Source organism: Streptomyces sp. NPDC026522 (assembly GCF_055567555.1).
Window position 1 is genome coordinate 284412 of record NZ_JBVHQF010000008.1, and the last position, 15528, is coordinate 299939.

At 74.8% G+C, this 15528-nt stretch carries 14 protein-coding genes; 10 read left to right on the forward strand and 4 right to left on the reverse strand.

Annotated features, from left to right (window positions below; genetic code table 11):
- The first annotated feature begins 90 nt into the window (after positions 1-90).
- The 7 genes from ACZ4M3_RS22395 (at position 91) to ACZ4M3_RS22425 (ending at position 7529) form a co-directional block, all read left to right on the forward strand.
- A complete protein-coding gene (locus tag ACZ4M3_RS22395) occupies positions 91-1842 on the forward strand; it encodes a bifunctional phosphatase PAP2/diacylglycerol kinase family protein (RefSeq protein WP_467735216.1) in 1752 nt (583 codons plus the stop codon).
- Between the two features lie 42 nt (positions 1843-1884).
- The gene (locus ACZ4M3_RS22400; protein WP_467735217.1) at positions 1885-2865 is read left to right on the forward strand and encodes a YihY/virulence factor BrkB family protein; all 981 of its coding nucleotides are present in this window, start codon (positions 1885-1887) and stop codon (positions 2863-2865) included.
- 63 nt (positions 2866-2928) lie between these two features.
- Complete coding sequence (locus tag ACZ4M3_RS22405; RefSeq protein WP_467735219.1) at positions 2929-3726, forward strand: phosphatase PAP2 family protein; 798 nt, start codon at positions 2929-2931, stop codon at positions 3724-3726.
- Positions 3727-4125: 399 nt separating this feature from the next.
- A complete protein-coding gene (locus ACZ4M3_RS22410) occupies positions 4126-5367 on the forward strand; it encodes a globin domain-containing protein (protein ID WP_467735221.1) in 1242 nt (413 codons plus the stop codon).
- A 38-nt stretch (positions 5368-5405) separates the two neighbouring features.
- Positions 5406-6020, forward strand: a complete 615-nt coding sequence (locus ACZ4M3_RS22415) for a pyridoxamine 5'-phosphate oxidase family protein (protein WP_467735480.1) — start codon at positions 5406-5408, stop codon at positions 6018-6020.
- Between the two features lie 64 nt (positions 6021-6084).
- Positions 6085-6957 (forward strand): YihY/virulence factor BrkB family protein, encoded by an 873-nt coding sequence (locus ACZ4M3_RS22420; RefSeq protein ID WP_467735223.1) that lies wholly within the window; start codon positions 6085-6087, stop codon positions 6955-6957.
- A 92-nt stretch (positions 6958-7049) separates the two neighbouring features.
- Entirely contained in the window at positions 7050-7529 is a 480-nt protein-coding gene (locus ACZ4M3_RS22425) for an SAM-dependent methyltransferase (RefSeq protein ID WP_467735225.1), read from the forward strand.
- Positions 7530-7548: 19 nt separating this feature from the next.
- On the opposite strand, the gene ACZ4M3_RS22430 is transcribed toward ACZ4M3_RS22425, so the two are convergent.
- The 4 genes from ACZ4M3_RS22430 to ACZ4M3_RS22445 all read right to left on the reverse strand — a co-directional run bounded on the left by ACZ4M3_RS22430 (position 7549) and on the right by ACZ4M3_RS22445 (position 12180).
- On the reverse strand, positions 7549-8484 hold the full coding sequence (locus ACZ4M3_RS22430) for an alpha/beta fold hydrolase (protein WP_467735227.1): 936 nt from the start codon (positions 8482-8484) through the stop codon (positions 7549-7551).
- Between the two features lie 31 nt (positions 8485-8515).
- Complete coding sequence (locus tag ACZ4M3_RS22435) at positions 8516-10150, reverse strand: FAD-dependent monooxygenase (RefSeq protein WP_467735229.1); 1635 nt, start codon at positions 10148-10150, stop codon at positions 8516-8518.
- 80 nt (positions 10151-10230) lie between these two features.
- Positions 10231-10815: a putative glycolipid-binding domain-containing protein gene (locus ACZ4M3_RS22440; protein ID WP_467735231.1), complete on the reverse strand. Its 585-nt coding sequence runs from the start codon at positions 10813-10815 to the stop codon at positions 10231-10233.
- Between the two features lie 42 nt (positions 10816-10857).
- Positions 10858-12180 carry a LuxR C-terminal-related transcriptional regulator gene (locus tag ACZ4M3_RS22445; protein WP_467735233.1) on the reverse strand — a complete coding sequence of 441 codons (1323 nt, stop codon included), beginning with the start codon at positions 12178-12180 and terminating at the stop codon, positions 10858-10860.
- Between the two features lie 141 nt (positions 12181-12321).
- On the opposite strand from ACZ4M3_RS22445, the gene ACZ4M3_RS22450 reads away from it, so the two are divergent.
- From ACZ4M3_RS22450 to ACZ4M3_RS22460, 3 genes are all read left to right on the forward strand, one after another.
- Positions 12322-13236: an NADP-dependent oxidoreductase gene (locus ACZ4M3_RS22450; RefSeq protein ID WP_467735235.1), complete on the forward strand. Its 915-nt coding sequence runs from the start codon at positions 12322-12324 to the stop codon at positions 13234-13236.
- 85 nt (positions 13237-13321) lie between these two features.
- Entirely contained in the window at positions 13322-14035 is a 714-nt protein-coding gene (locus tag ACZ4M3_RS22455) for a response regulator transcription factor (RefSeq protein WP_467735237.1), read from the forward strand.
- Positions 14032-15477, forward strand: coding sequence for a sensor histidine kinase (locus ACZ4M3_RS22460; protein ID WP_467735238.1), 1446 nt, complete (start codon positions 14032-14034; stop codon positions 15475-15477). Before ACZ4M3_RS22455 ends, ACZ4M3_RS22460 begins: the two co-directional genes overlap by 4 nt.
- Positions 15478-15528 lie beyond the last annotated feature (51 nt).

The following is a 15528-nucleotide window of genomic DNA, read 5'->3' on the forward strand; positions in this document are numbered from 1 at the left end:
GTCCGGCCGCGGCCGCCGGTGCGCGGCGCCCCGGGGCGGCGATCGCCGCGGGCGGCGCATGAGCGGGCCGTCGCGGGTAACACGGCGGCAATGAGACCCGAACTCGGCTCGGCAGTGCGGTACGGCCGACTGCCCCTGCTGTTGCTCTTGCCGGTACAGGCGGCCTTGATGATGGGCGTGGGGCTGCTGGTCACCGGGCCGCTCGCGGACCAGTGGCCGGTGGCGGCGGAGGACGGCGTCAACCGCGCCCTGGCCGCGCACCGCGGCGGTCCCGCGACGCCGCTCTCGGAGTGGCTGTCCCTGCTGGCCGGCACGCAGAGCATCATCGCCCTGACCCTGCTCGCCGTCGTCACCCTGCTGGCCGTGTCGCGCGGGCGCCGGCTGCGGGAGGCGCTCTTCCCGGCCGTGGCCGTCGCCGCGCAGTCGGCGGTGTTCCTGCTGGTCACCCTGGTCGTGGAACGGCCCCGCCCGGACGTACCGCACCTGGACGCCGCGCCGCCGACGTCCAGTTTTCCCTCCGGCCACGTGGGGGCATCCGTCGCGCTGTTCGGCGCCCTGGCCGTCCTGGTGGCACTGCGCCCGCGCGACGGCCGGCGGTGGGTGCGGGACGCGGCGGTCGTCCTCCTGCTGCTGGTCCCGGTGGCCGTGGCGTGCTCCCGGGTGTACCGCGGCATGCACCACCCGTCCGATGTCGTGGGCGGACTGCTCAACGGTGCCTGCACGCTGCTCGTGGTGACCCACGCGCTGCTGCTGCCGGTGCGCCGGCCCGGGGCGGTGGACGCGGCCCGCGCCGACCGGCTCCCGGCGGCCCGCGCGACGGCCGGGGACCCGCCCCGTGCGGCGGGGGGACGGCGCGCCGTGGTGGTGCGTCACCCGCACGGCTGCGGCGCGGAGCTGGCCGAGCGGGTGCGGGTCGTCCTGCGCCGCCACGGCTACGCCGAACAGGTGTGGACCCCGACGTCCGCCGAGCAGCCGGCCGGCGCCCTCGCCCTGCGGCTCGCCGAGGCGGACACCGCTCTGGTGGTGGCCTGCGGCGGTGACGGCACCGTACGCGCCTGCGCCGACCTGGTGTCCGGCAGCGGGATCCCGCTCGCGGTCGTCCCGTGCGGCACGGGCAACCTGCTCGCGCGCAACCTGCGGCTTCCCGGCGATCCGGCCGCGGCGCTGGAGGCCGCCCTGTCGGGGGAGAGCGTCCCGATCGATGTGGGCCGGCTGCGGGGGGACGGCCTGGAACCCGTCCGGTTCACCGTCATGGCGGGCGCCGGCTTCGACGCCGCGATGGTGGGGGACGCGTCGGAGCGGGTCAAGGAGCGTCTCGGCTGGGCCGCGTACGTCCTCTCGGCGGTCCGCCACCTCGGGGATCCGCGGATGCGCCTGTCGATCCGGGTGGACGCGGGACCCGTACAGGAGCGCCGGGCCCGGATGGTCGTCATCGGCAACGTCGGCACCCTGCAGGGCGGTCTGCCGCTGCTGCCCGACGCCCGGCCCGACAGCGGGCGCCTGGAGGTGGTGCTGCTCGACCCCAGGGGCGCCCGCGGCTGGCTCGCCGCGGCGGGCCACCTCGGCTCGCGCATGCTGCCGGGCCGGGCGGCGCGGGCGCCCGGCGGGGCGGCGCGCGGGGCGGTGGCCGGCGGGGCGCTGGAGTACTTCAGCGCGGTGCGGGTCGACATCCGCTTCGCGCGGCCGCAGCCGCGCGAGCTCGACGGCGACGTCGTCGGCGCCGGGACCCGGCTGACGGCCGAGGTCGAGCCGGGTGCGCTGCGGATCTGGCTGCCGCCGCGGCCCGCCGGGGCGCCGCCCGCGGTCCCGGCCGGGCGCGCACCGTTCACCGTCGGCGGCTGAGACCCGCCCCGTACCGCACGAGCCAGACAGGGGGTTACGCACATGGGCACGGCCACACGGGTACCGCAGCGCAGCGAGGTGGCGGCGGTGGAGACCGAGCTGGAGGTGGAGGGTGAGGAGCTGTCCGCCGAGGAGGCCTGGTCGGCGCTGCGCCGGTACGGGGGCTGGAGCCTCGTGCGCGACTCCTTCATCCGGTTCCGGTACGCCGACGGTTTCAGCCACTCCAGGGCCCTGGCGCTCCAGACGGTCCTGTCGATCGTCCCGCTCGCCATCGCCGTCATCGGCCTGTCCGGCGTGCTGCACACCGAGGACGCCGGCCGGGTGGCGGAGCTGACGATCCGCCGGCTGGCGAGCGGGCCGAGCCAGGACGTGGTGGATGACGCGCTGGCGCAGAGCCACCACCGGGCCGGGGACGGCGGCCAGGTCGCCCTCTGGCTCGGTCTGCTGTTCTCGGTCGTCAACGTGACCACGGGCCTGTGCCAGGTCGAGCGCGGCGCCAACCGGATCTACGGGACGGAACGCGACCGGCCGTTCCTGTTCAAGTACACCCGCGGACTGGTGATGTCCGTCCTGGCCGGGCTGCCGCTGGGGCTCAGCTTCGCGGTCACCGTGCCCGGGGCGGAGCTGAGCCGCGCCGTGGCGGAGGTCTACCACCTCGGCCCGGACGTGGTCCGGGTGTGGGACCTGCTGCGCTGGCCGCTCGGGATCCTGCTCGCGGTCCTCGCCACCAGCGCCATCTTCCGTCTCTCCCCCCGGCGCACCCAGCCCGGCTACACCTGGCTGGCGTTCGGCGCCACCGTCTACCTGGTGCTCTGGCTGCTGGCCACCTGGGGGCTGAGCGTGTACGTCGGGGCCAACGGCTCCTTCGCCAGCGTGTACGGGCCGCTCAGCGCGTTCGTGTCCCTGCTGCTGTGGTCCTACCTGACCTCGATGGCCCTCTTCCTGGGCCTGGCGTTCGCCGCCCAGTTGGAGGCCGTACGGGCCGGGGTGCGCGAGCCGGTCACCGAGGACCCCGGCGTCTGACGCCGGGCGCGACAGGCCGGCCCCCGAAGGCCCGGCGATCCCCCGAAAGGAAGTACGAGGACCATGGCACGATGCTCCACCGGCCGGCGGCCGTCCGTCGGCCGGCTCCTGTCCGGCCGCTACGGACCCGACGCGCGGTTCGGGGTGCGGCTGGCCACGACGGTGGTCGCCACCGCACTGGTGTCGGTGCCCTTCGCGGTCGCCCTGGTGCTGGTGGAATCCCAGTGGGCGCCGCTGCACCGGCTGGACCGGGGCACCGCCGAGCGACTCCACCGGGCCGCGCTGGACCACCCCGCCTGGGTAAGGGTGCTCGACTTCCTCACGCACGTGGTCTGGGGGCCGCTGACCATGCGCCTGCTGGTGGCGGCGCTGGTGGTGTGGCTGCTGTTCCGCGGGGCGGTGCGGCTCGCCCTGTGGGCGGCGGTCACCGCGACGGCCGGCGGTCTGCTGGGGTGGCTGGTGAAGAACGTGGTCGAGCGGGCCCGGCCCCACCTGCCCGATCCCGTCGCGCACGCACCCGGGTTCTCCTTCCCCTCCGGCCACGCCATGACGGCCATGACGTCCTGCGCCGTGCTGCTGCTGGCCCTGCTGCCGGTGGTGCCGCGCGCCCTGCGTCCGCTCCTGTGGGCCGTCGCCGCGGTTTCGGTGCTCGGCGTCGGCTACACCCGGGTGGCGCTCGGCGTGCACTGGGTCAGCGATGTGGTGGGCGGCTGGCTGCTCGGGCTGGCCGTGGTCACGGCGACCACGTTGGCGTTCGAGGCCTGGCGGGCGGACGTCGGGCGCGGCCGGACCACGCCCGCGCAGGGGCTGGAGCCGGAGATCGTGGCCGAACGTCCCGAACCCCGGGCGGGCGCCCGCTGAGCACCGGTCCGGGGTCACCGGCCACCGGCCACAGACCGCCGCTGACCGGTGGCCGGAATCGATCCCTCGGACTTCTCGCGCATACCTCGTACCGGGCCGGGGCAATGCGACAAGATGCGGACGCGAGTTCCAGTGGATACGCCCCTTCCCCGGGCCGAGAACCTGATCGAGGATCATGGGCGGTCCGGAGGAACTTCGTCCGCTTCGTTGTACAGACAGCCCTACCCGATGAGGAACCATGCCCGCCCTGCACAACCTCCCTTCCCCGCCCCCGATATGCAGATCCGGTGAAGGTTCCGTACCCGGCGCGTCCCCGGCCCGCGCCGGCTCCCGAGAGGAGACGCACCGTCACTCCCGGCTGAGACCGTCCCGGAAGGCGAGCGGGGGAGCGCTGGTCCCTTGAAGTTCCGGATCGGCCGTCCCAGCAGTCCGCCCGCCCACGGGCCCGCGCAAGAGAGGGCGCACGTCCCCGCCCCCGGCGATACGGATCCCCCGGCCGCACAGGCACCCCTGTCCGAGCACGAGATCCACCTGATCAAGACCTCGGCCGCGGTGGTCGCGCCCTTGGCCGAAGAGATGACGGTCTACTTCTACGCCATCCTGTTCACCCGCTACCCCGAAGTGCGTCCGATGTTCCCGCCCGGCATGGACGCGCAGCGCGGTCGCCTCCTGCGCGCGCTCCTGCACATCGTGGACGTGGTCGACGACCCCGGGAACCTGGTCCGCTTCTGCGGGCACCTCGGCCGCGACCACCGCAAGTTCGGCACCCTCGCCGCGCACTTCCCGGCGGTGGGCGAGTGCCTCCTGGCCGCTCTCGCCCGTTACGCCGGCCCGGCCTGGACGCAGGACATCGCCGACGCGTGGACGAAGGCGTACGGCGTGGTCTCCCAGGTCATGATCAGCGCCGCCGAAGCGGACGAGGCCGTCCGGCCCGCCGTCTGGCCCGCCACGGTGGTGCACCGGCTCCCGCGCGGACACGGCATCGCCGAGCTCACCGTGCGCCCCCACCTGCCGTACGACTACCGGGCCGGACAGTACGTGAGCGTGGAGACGCCGTGGTGGCCGAAGCTGTGGCGCTACTACTCCCCCGCCAACGCGCCCCGCGCGGACGGCACGCTCACTTTCCACGTCCGCGCGGTACCCGGCGGCACGGTCAGCGACGCGCTGGTGCACCGGGCCGCCGTCGGCGACGTACTGCGGCTGGGCCCGCCGATGGGTGACATGGTGCTGGACGCGGCCGTCCACCGCGACCTGCTCTGCGTCGCGGGCGGTACGGGCCTGGCCCCGATCCGCGCCCTCGTCGAGGAGGTGGCCCGCCGCGGGGGACGCCACCAGGTGGACCTGTTCCTCGGCGCCCGCACCGGTGCCGAGCTGTACGGGGTCGACGACATGCTGCGGATGGCCCAGAAGCACCACTGGCTGACCCTCAGGGGCGCGATCTCCCACGAGCACGTCCCCGGCATCCGGGGGTCGCTGCCGCAGGTGCTGGCCGAGTACGGGCCGTGGTACCAGCACGACGTGTTCCTCAGCGGACCGGCACCCATGGTGGTATCCGCCGGCGAGTCGCTGACCCGCCACGGTACGCCGCCCGACCGCATCCACCACGACCCGTTCGAGACGCCCGTCCTGTCCGCCATCTGAACCGCTTACGCGTCCCCCCTCCCAGGAGCAGTCCCGTGATCTTTCCTTCGCCGTCGTTCGGTTCGGCCGGTGAGCACCGGCTCCAGCAGCAGCTGGGTACGGCCGAGCGCGCCGCCCGCTTCTACGACCAGCAGGTGCGCCCGCACCTCACGTCCGAGATGCGGGAGTTCATCGGCCGCCAGATCATGGTCTTCCTGGCGACCGCCGACTCCCACGGGGAGTGCGACGCCAGTTTCCGCGCCGGGCCGCCCGGGTTCGTGCACGTCATCGACGAGCGCACGCTCGCCTACCCCGAGTTCCGCGGCAACGGTGTGCTCGCCAGCGCCGGCAACATGAGCGAGAACCCCCATCTGGGCATGCTCTTCGTGGACTTCACCCACCACCACGTGGGACTGCACGTCAACGGCGTCGCCCGGCTCTGCGAGGACGCGGAGCTGCGGCGGGTCCATCCCGGCCTGCCCACCGACGTCGCGCCCGGGCGCAGCCCCCAGCTGTGGGTCCACCTCACGGTCGAAGAGGCGTACATCCACTGCTCGAAGTACATACCCCACCTGGAACCGGCTCCGCGTCCGGCCGGCCACGACCCGGCCCGGCCCAAGGACCCGGACTACTTCACCGGACCCCGTACGGCAGCCTGGTCGGGCCTTTCGTAACGGTGGGGCGCGCACCCGGCGCGCCCGGGCGCATGCGTGCGGGCGTGCGGGGCACGAGCGCGCCGTGACATCGACTCTGCGCAGCGAAGGGCGCCGCGGCCGGGCCCCCGCCGCGGCGGCCGCGGCGCGCGCCGGGGCCGCGCTGCGCGGTACGGCCGTACGGCTCTGGCACGACAACGTCGCGGACTCCGCGGCCGCCCTCACCTACTACGGCCTGCTCGCGCTGCTGCCCGCGATCGTGGTCGCCGTGTCCCTGGTGGGACTGCTCGGCGAGGCGACGCGGGGCCGCCTGGTGGCGGAACTCACCTCCTACGCCCCTCCCCAGTCCGCCCAGGTGCTCCAGGACGCGCTGAACGGCCTGTCGGCCGCGCACACTTCGGTGTGGACGCTGGCGTTCGGCGGGGTGGTGAGCGCGCTGTGGTCCGCCTGTAGCTACCTCGCGGTGTTCCGCCGGGCCCTGCACACGATGCACCGGATCCCCGACACCCGGCCGCCGCTGCGCGCGGCGCACACGCTGGTCATCACCGCGTCCCTGCTCCTGCTGCTGCTGATGGCCGGCGCGGTGGGGCTGGTGGCGTCCGGTCCGCTCGCCCACCGGCTCGCCGCGGCCGCCGGGCTCGGCGTGCGGAGCCTGACGGTGCTGCGCTGGCCGGTCCTGCTCGTCGTCGTCACCCTGCTCATCCTGATCCTCTTCCGTACCGGACCGCCGGGCACCCGCGGCACCCGGCGCGGGCTGCCGGGCGGTGTCCTGGCGGCGGTCCTGTGGCTCGGCGCGTCCTTCGGCTTCACCCTGTACACGCAGCTGAACACCTACGGCCGCCTGTACGGTTCGCTGGCCGGCGTCATCGTCTTCGTCGTGTGGCTGTGGTTCGCCAACCTGGCGCTGCTGACCGGGGCGCAGTTCAACAGGGAGCTGGCCCGGGTCCGCGCGGGGTGACGGCCGGGCGGATACCGAACGCCCGGTCGTGGCGGCCCCGTTGGGACGTACTGTGTTCCTTGATCGCTCCCGTCTCCAGGAAGGCGTGTCCCGTGACAGAGAACAGTGCTGCGGCCGAGGTGGTTTCGGCTCCGGTCGGCCGGGTCGTCGGCGGCCGGACCGAGGTCCATGACGACGCCTGGGAGGAGGTGTCCGCGGTGATCCGGCTGGACGGGCGGTTCGGACCGGAGGCGCTCGCCGGGCTGGACTCCTTCTCGCACCTGGAGGTCGTCTACCACTTCGACCGGGTCCCGGCGGAGAAGGTGGAGACCGGGGCCCGGCACCCGCGCGGCAACACCGACTGGCCGCTGGTCGGGATCTTCGCCCAGCGCGGCAAGAACCGCCCCAACCGGCTCGGGGTCTCCCGCTGCCGGCTGCTGCGCGTCGACGGGCTCGATGTCCACGTGCAGGGTCTCGACGCGGTGGACGGCACGCCCGTGCTCGACATCAAGCCCTACCTGGCCGAGTTCGGCCCCCGGGGCGCCACCAGCCAGCCGGACTGGGCGACGGAGATCATGCGCCGGTACTACTGACGGGGCGCAGTCGGCCGCGTCAGCCGCCGGGGGCGCGCCGTACCACCAGGCGGACGGCCGCGGTCGTGAGGTCCGGGGCGTGGAGCTGGACGTAGTGGTCGCTGCCCGTGGCCAGCAGGTGCGGGGTCTGCGGCGCCAGGGCGACCAGTGACTGCTGGGCCGCGGGCCAGGCCGCCTCCAGCCGGGCGAGGAGCTCCTTCGGCATCGAGGCGGGCGCGGCGAAGGGCCGCGTCTTGCTGAGGACGGCGAGCGGGACGTCCGGCAGCGGGCCGGCCCGGTCCACGGCCGTCACCGCCCCGTCGATGTCGACCTGCTCGAACGCCGGATCGTCGTCGTAGCGGGTGCCGGGGTGGCGCAACTGGCTGACGTACTCGGGCCAGGCGGCCCCCAGCTGCCGTTTCAGGGCCGGGGCGAGCGCGTCGACGAGGACGAGGCCGCGGGTCCGGTCCGGGTGCTGTTTCGCGTACAGCAGGGTGATCAGGCCGCCGTACGAGTGCCCCACCAGTACGTACGGTGCCGGGACCTCGCCCGCGGTCAGCACGCGGTCGAGGTCGCGCACGGCGGCGGGGAGCCCGCGGGTGCCGGTCACCGGGCTGCTGCGAGTGGTGAGGGCGGGCGGATCGGTGTAGCGCAGGGTGCCGGGCCGGTCGTACACGCAGACCCTGGTGAACGCCGCCACGCCCGGGAACACGGCCGGCGCCTTCGGCACGGGCGGCGCGGTGTCGGTGAGGGTCCAGCTGTCGGAGGACTCGTGCAGACCCGACACCAGGACGACGGTCGGCGCGCCGGTGCCCCGGCAGTGCAGGTACACCGTGCGGCCGCCGCCGATGTCGACGTGCTGGACGCTGTCCCCGCCGTCGGCGGCGGGAGCGGGGACGGTTGCGGCCTGGCCCGCGCAGAGCGTCAGTGCCGCGGCGACCGCCGCCAGGACGGCGGCGCGGGGACGTCGTCGCATGTCTCGGGTCTCCTTCCGGGCCGGGCCGGGTCTACGGGGCGAAGACGCGCGAGAGGTACGAGCCGAGGCCGGCGCCGGCCGGCGGGGCCAGACGGGCGCCCAGGTAGCCGTCGGGGCGTACGACGAAGGCCGTGGGCTGCTCCGCCACCCCGTACCTGCGGGCGAACTCCCCCCGCGCGTCCCGGTAGACGGGCACCGGGGCCGCCCGTCCCGCCTCGGTGGTGGCGAGCACCGCGCAGATGTTCATCCGGTCCGGCGCCAGTTCGTGTACGACCTCGGAGATCTGTTCGAGATGCGGCACCTCGGGCCCGGGTCCGTAGACCACCAGTGTGTGCTCACGGCCGCGCAGCAGGTCGTACAGCCGCGACGGGTACGTGGCGATCGCCGTGACGAGCCCGCCGCAGTCGGGCGCGCGGTCGCCGGGCTGCGGGCCCGGCCCCGCGTCGGGCTCCGCCGGTTGTACGAGGGGGCTGTCCGGGTAGCCCACGAGCAGTTGCGCCTCGCGCCGCAGCAGGGTCGCCGGGTCCTCGCGGTCGGCCCGGATGCCCTCGGCGGCGTGCCGGGCGGTGCGCCCGACGACCTCCTCGCCGACCGGACGGCGTTCGGCGTCGTAGCTCGCGGGCAGGTCCGGGTCGGCGGCGCCCTCGACGGCCAGGGCGAGCTTCCACGCCAGGTTCCAGGCGTCCTGGATCCCGGTGTTCATGCCCTGCGCGCCGGTCGGCGGGTGGATGTGCGCGGCGTCCCCGGCGACGAAGACCCGTCCCTCGCCGTACCGGTTCACCAGCCGGTAGCTGATCCGGAACACGGAGGACCAGCGCAGCGCGGACGCGGTGGCGGGCTGCGGCGACAGCCGGTCCAGCACCTTCTGGACGTGGGCCAGCTCGGGCGGCCGGCCCGCCTCCAGACCGTGTGCCGGCTCGCCGCTGCCGGGGTCCGCCGCGGTGGAGAGCTCGGGCGGCACCAGCATCGAGGCGCGGTAGCGGTGTTCGCCCGGCAGCGGGATGCACACCAGCAGGTCGTCGACGGCTCCTGCGGCGTCCCGGTGTTGGCTGCGCACGCCGTACCCGTAGGGCATGTCCCAGTCGACCTCCACGTCGGCCAGCATGTACTCGTCGGGCAGGGCGCCGCCTTCGAAGGTCAGCCCGAGGCCACGGCGCACGACGCTGTGCGCGCCGTCGCAGCCGACGAGGAACCGGGTACGGACCTCCTCCTCGCCGTGCGGGGTGCGGAGCAGGCTGGTCACGCCGGAGTCGTCCTGGGTGAACGAGACCAGTTCGGTCTCGCGCTCGATCGCGGTCCCGAACCGGCCCAGGTGCTCCTCCAGGATGCGTTCGGTCTCGTACTGCGGCAGGGCGGCGAAGCCGTACGGATCCTCGGCGGGCAGCGCCAGTTCGATGCGGCCCTGCTCGGCGCCGTTCTCGTACACGAGCTGCCCGCGCATCGGTACCGCGAGGTCGAGGACGGCCCGGACGAGGCCCATCCGGTCCCAGATCTCCAGGGTGCGGGGCTGGATCCCGACGGCCTTCGCGTAGGGGAGCCGGGCCGGGAGCCGGTCCACGATGCGGCAGGAGGTCCCGCGTCGGCGCAGCTCGGCGGCGGCCGACAGACCGACCGGTCCGGCGCCCGCCACCAGGACGTCCGCAGGTGCTGCGGCGTGGTGCGCCATGGCGTCTCCAGGGGTGTGGCCCCCACGGGGGTGCACCTCCATGGTGGCCCGCCGGTCCGCGCCCGGCCATCGCACGGCGGTCAGGGCCGCGGAGCGGGCACGGCGGTGGCGAGCTGCGGGTAGTCGGTCACCAGGCCGTCGGCGTCGAAAGTGACGTCACTGCGGAAATCGCCGGACTCGTAGCGGATGAGGGAGCCGGCCGCGCTCCGCTCCAGCGGTGTGTACGTCTGCCGGTCCGCGCTCACCGCGAGGTCCGGCACGCAGACCCAGGCCATCAGGAAGGTACGCGCGAGGCCGTCGGGCTGCTGGTGGAGGCCGTGCCGGAGCACGGGCATGGTGTTGGTGAGCGGGCACAGGCCCAGGTCGCAGTCGAGGGCGCCGTCGAGGTCGGGGCGCGGCGCACCGTTCTCCGTCCACCGCCCGTCCTCGTCGCGGCGCAGGTCCAGGGCGGCCGTGGTCTCGTGCGTCTCCACGGTGACGGACAGGCGCCGGGTCACGTAGCCGGGCCCGGTCTCCAGCTCGTACGCCAGCCAGTAGGGCGCAGGTGCCAGCCCAACGGCCCGGCCGCGGGCGCGCAACCGCCCTCCGGCGAGCTCCGCCCACGCCGTGCTGCGCCCCCGCGAGGGCAGGACTTCCCAGGTCCGCACCAGAGGTCGCGTGTTCATGAGGGCAGCCTAATCGCTGTTCCGCATTCCCCGGCGGTCTGCTCACGCGGCCGCGTGGAAGAGGGCCGCCGCCTGGCCGCGGGAGGCCACGCCGAGCTTGGTGAGGATCTTGGCGACGTGGAACTTGACCGTCGATTCGCTGATGTGCAGCTCCTCGGCGATGGCGCGGTTGCGGTGTCCTCGGGCCAGCCGCGTCAGGACTTCGAGTTCCCGCGCACCCAGCGTGCCCAGCGGGTCGACGGCACCGGCCGGCGGGGCGTCCGGGGTGGTCAGCGGGACGAGCGCGGTCACGGTGGTGCCCCAGCCGGGGACGGGGTCGATGTCGAGGCGTCCGCCGAGGACCTCCAGCCGGTCCGCGATGCGGGTGGGGCCGAGGCCGCAGTAGCTCATGCCGCCCGGGCCGTCGTCCCTCACGGTCACCCGAAGTTCCTGCCCGGTGACCTGCCAGCCCACGTGGACGCGGCTGACGGGGTCCTGTTCCAGGACGGCGAGCAGCAGCTCGCGGGCGATGGCGCGCGCGGTGTGGGCGACGTCGGCGGGCACGCTGCGGGTGGAGTCCGGTGCGCCCAGCTCCAGTCGTACCGGGCTGTGGCGCAGCAGCGGGCGCAGCGAGTCCGCGAGCCGGGCGAAGGCCTCGTCGACCCGTTCCTCGGCCATGGCCTGGTCCCGTTCGGCCTCGGCGCGCAGTTCGGCCAGTCCCGACACGGCGAGTTCGGTGGCGGTGGAACGTGCGGCCGCGTCGTGGAGGTTGCGGCTGCGCAGGACCCCCAGGAGGGCGGTCAGGGTGGCGCTGTGGCGGGCGCCCAGTTCGGCGATGACCCGGGCCCGGGTGTCCGCCGCGGCGCGGGAACGGGCGAGCGCGCCGGGGGCGGCCTCCGCGGACAGCCGGTCGAAGTGGCTGGTCACCAGGGTCCACAGGGCCTGGACCACGGCGAGCGCCGCCGCGTCGGCGGGCGGCGCGTCCTCGTCCCGTACCAGGACCAGGAGTGCGCCCCGCTGCGTCGCGTCGGTCATGACCGCGATCACCGGCCGGTCGGCCCCGGCGATCGTCGCCCTGCCCTGCCATGGCCGTCCGGCGGTGCCCGCCAGGAACAGCGGTTCCATGTCCGCGGCCCTGATCCGGGCGGGGTACGCCTCGTCACCGAAGGACTTGAACGGCGAGTGGGCGCAGTGCGTGGACAGTTCGGCCGCGGCCCGGTGCGGCACCAGGCCGGCGAGGACCGCCGAGAGCCGCGGCAGGATCTCCCCCAGTGGCTGTCTGATGACGTCGTATCCGGCGGCCAGCGCGGCGAGCGTCGCCTCACCCGCCGCGAGCACGGGGGCCGTCGGGGCGGTGAGGGGCGCGGCAGTCGCGATCAGCTCCATGAGGTCAGCCTAGTCAGCGCCTCCCTGAGACCCACTGGACTTTCGGCCAGGCCGGACTGGCCTTGCGGCGGGCCGGATTCCCCGCCGTCCGGCCAGAGGCTTGAGCCATCAACCGACGAGCCGCACAGCGGGGAGACTGACATGGAAGCGATCGTCTACGGGGAGTTCGGCGGCCCGGAGGTCCTGCGTCACGAGGAGATCGGGAAGCCGGAGCCGGGCCCCGGGGAGGTCCGGGTCAAGGTGGTGGCGGCCGGCGTCAACCCGCTCGACTACAAGCGGCGTTACGGCTGGGTCGAGGAGTTCTACCCGACCGTGTTCCCGGCGGTCCCGGGGCTGGAGTTCGCCGGTGTCGTGGACGCGGTCGGCGAGGGCGCCACCCATGTCGCGGTCGGGGACGAGGTTCTGGGGTGGACGCGGACGGGGGCGTACGCCGAGTACGCCATCGCCGGTGACGTCGTCCGCAAGCCGGCCGGACTGTCCTTCGAGCGGGCCGCGTCGTTGCCGGTGGCCGGCGAGACCGCGCAGCGGGTGCTGGACCTGCTGCGGGTGAAGGCGGGCGAGACGCTGCTGGTGCACGGGGCCGCCGGAGTGGTCGGCTCGGTGGCGGTCCAGCTCGCGGTGGCCGCCGGGCTGACGGTGATCGGTACGGCTTCCCTGCCCAACCACGACTACCTGCGCTCCCTAGGCGCCGTCGCCGTCGAGTACGGGGACGGCCTCGCCGAGCGGGTACGGGCGGCAGCGCCGCTCGGGGTGGACGCGGTGTTCGACGCGGCGGGGCAGGGCGTACTGCGGCTGTCGATCGAGCTGGCGGGCGGCTCCACCGAGCGCGTCGTCACCATTGCCGATCCGGACGCCGCCGAGTACGGCGTCCTGTTCACCGGCGGCGGCACGGATCCGGCGGCGATCCGCGCCGGGCTGGCCGAGCACGCCCGCCTGGCCGCCGAGGGCCGCCTACGGGTACGGCTCGGCGAGGTGTTCGCCCTGGCGGACGCCGCGAAGGCGCAGGAGCTGAGCGAGTCGGGCCATGCCCGCGGCAAGCTGCTGATCCGGCCCTGAGGGACCGGTACGGCCCAGGCGGGGGCCCGGGTACCGGGGGCGGGCGGGGGCGTGAGAGGGTCGGGCCCGACGGGAGGAGGGCACGGTGACCGGTGATGCGCCCGAGGGGCTGGTCCTGGTGGCGGACGACGACGCCGCCATCCGCCGCTCGCTGGAGCGCGGGCTGCGGCTGAGCGGCTTCACGGTGCTCCTCGCCGAGGACGGCCCGGGCGCGCTGCGGCTGCTCGCCGACCGGAGCCCCGACGTCGTGGTGCTGGACGTGTCGATGCCCGGGCTGACCGGCACCGAGGTCTGCCGCGACCTGCGCGAGCGGGGCGACGAGACGCCCGTACTGATGCTCTCGGCGCTCGACGAGCTGGCGGACCGGGTCGCCGGGTTGCAGGCGGGGGCCGACGACTACCTGGTCAAACCGTTCGCGCTGGAGGAACTGGTGCTGCGGCTGCGGGCCCTGCTGCGGCGCCGGCCGGCCCAGGCCCCGTCGGACGTGCTGCGCGCCGGTCCGCTCGTGGTGGACGAGGCGACCCGCCAGGTGCGTTACGGCACGGCCGAAGTACATCTGACCCGGCGGGAGTTCGAGCTGCTGGTGCAGTTCGTGCGCAACTCCGGGATCGTCCTCACCCGGGACCGGCTGCTGGACCGGGTGTGGGGCTACGACTTCGAGGTGCGGTCCGACGCCGTCGACACGTTCGTCAGCTACCTGCGCCGGAAACTGGAAGAAGGCGGCCGGCCGCGGCTGATCCACACGGTGCGCGGGGTCGGCTTCGTCCTGCGCGTGCCCGACGGCCGGAGCCGGCCGTGAAGCTCGCCACCCGCATCGCGCTCTCGGTGACCGTGGTGGTGCCCCTGCTGGTGCTCGCGGCGGGGCTGCTGGTGCTCGGGCTGGTCACCCGCGACCTGCACCAGCAGCAGGACTCCCGGCTGCGGGACCGGGCCTCCGCCGTCCTCCCCGATGTCAGGGCGCTGCTCGCGGCCGACCTGAGGGGCCGCCCGAAAGTGGAGCAGAACCAGCACCGCAAGGTGCTCGGTGACGCGCTGGACGCCGGGATCAGGGTGCGGGGCGCGGACGGGAGCGTCGTACTGCAGGGCGGCCCGCAGCCCGCGGAGCCGGCCCGGCTGCCCGAGCAGACGCCGGACGGGCCCGTCACGATCCGGTCCAAGGGGCACGCCTGGCGGGTGCTGGCCGTCCCGGTGGCCGGGACGGCACCGGGCACGCTGTGGCTGGTCACCCCCGCCTCGGCCACGGACCCGCAGCTCGTCGCCGTGCGCGGCCGGGTCCTGCTGGTCGCGCTGCTGTCGGCTCCCGTGTCGGGGCTGATCGCGTACGGGCTGGCCGGGCGCGCCACCGCCTCCGTACGGCGGTTGGGCCACCGGGCGGCGGCGCTCGACCCACAGGCCGGCGCCGCGGCGTTCGCTACCGCGCCGGTGAACATCACGGAGGTGGACGAACTGTCCGCCGCCATCGGCCAGTTGCTGGCCCACTACGACGAGCAGGCGGTGCGGACCGCGCAGGCGCTGGAGACCGCCCGGTCGTTCTCCTCCGCGGCTTCGCACGAGTTGCGCACCCCGCTGATGAGCATGCGGACCGACCTGGACGTCCTCGCGGCCCACCCCGACCTCCCGCCCGCCGAGCGGGCCGAGGTGGTCCGCGACCTCCAGACCGACCACGCCCGGCTGCTGGAGCTGCTGACGGCGCTGCGCATGCTGGCCCGGGGCGACCTGGTGGAGGCGTCCGCGTTCGGCCCGCTCGACCTGGCGGAGCTGGTGGACACGGCGGTGGGCGATGCGGGCCGGCGGCGTCCCGGGGCCCGGCTGAGCGCGGAGCTCCCGGCCGAACTGCGGGTGCGCGGCTGGGAGGCCGGGCTGCGGATCCTGCTCGACAACCTGCTGGGCAATGCCCTGACCCACGGGCACCTGCCGGACGAGCCGCCCGTGGTCGCGGTCCGGCTGCGCGCCGAGGGCGGGTACGCGGTGCTGACCGTGGACGACGCGGGGCCGGGTGTCCCGCCCGGTGAGCGGGAGGCCGTGTTCCGGCGCTTCCACCACCGGCCGGGCAGCCCCGGTTCGGGGCTCGGCCTGACGCTGGTCGCCCAGCAGGTGGCGCTGCACGGGGGCACCGTCACCGTCGGGGCGGCGCCCGGCGGGACGGGGGCCCGCTTCGAGGTGCGCCTGCCGCTGCCGGCCGCGGACACGCCCGTTCCGCCGCTTCCGTCCCGGCGGGACTGGATCTCGCGCGGCGACTGAGGACCGGTACGGGGCGCCGTCCCGCCGCCGGGCCCGGACCCACAAGAAAAC

Coding starts and splice junctions, on each gene's coding strand:
- ACZ4M3_RS22445 (WP_467735233.1), bottom strand. CDS start 12,180: ATGGAGCTGATCGCGACTGCCGCGCCCCTCACCGCCCCGACGGCCCCC.
- ACZ4M3_RS22400 (WP_467735217.1), top strand. CDS start 1,885: ATGGGCACGGCCACACGGGTACCGCAGCGCAGCGAGGTGGCGGCGGTG.
- ACZ4M3_RS22430 (WP_467735227.1), bottom strand. CDS start 8,484: ATGCGACGACGTCCCCGCGCCGCCGTCCTGGCGGCGGTCGCCGCGGCA.
- ACZ4M3_RS22435 (WP_467735229.1), bottom strand. CDS start 10,150: ATGGCGCACCACGCCGCAGCACCTGCGGACGTCCTGGTGGCGGGCGCC.
- ACZ4M3_RS22405 (WP_467735219.1), top strand. CDS start 2,929: ATGGCACGATGCTCCACCGGCCGGCGGCCGTCCGTCGGCCGGCTCCTG.
- ACZ4M3_RS22395 (WP_467735216.1), top strand. CDS start 91: ATGAGACCCGAACTCGGCTCGGCAGTGCGGTACGGCCGACTGCCCCTG.
- ACZ4M3_RS22450 (WP_467735235.1), top strand. CDS start 12,322: ATGGAAGCGATCGTCTACGGGGAGTTCGGCGGCCCGGAGGTCCTGCGT.
- ACZ4M3_RS22440 (WP_467735231.1), bottom strand. CDS start 10,815: ATGAACACGCGACCTCTGGTGCGGACCTGGGAAGTCCTGCCCTCGCGG.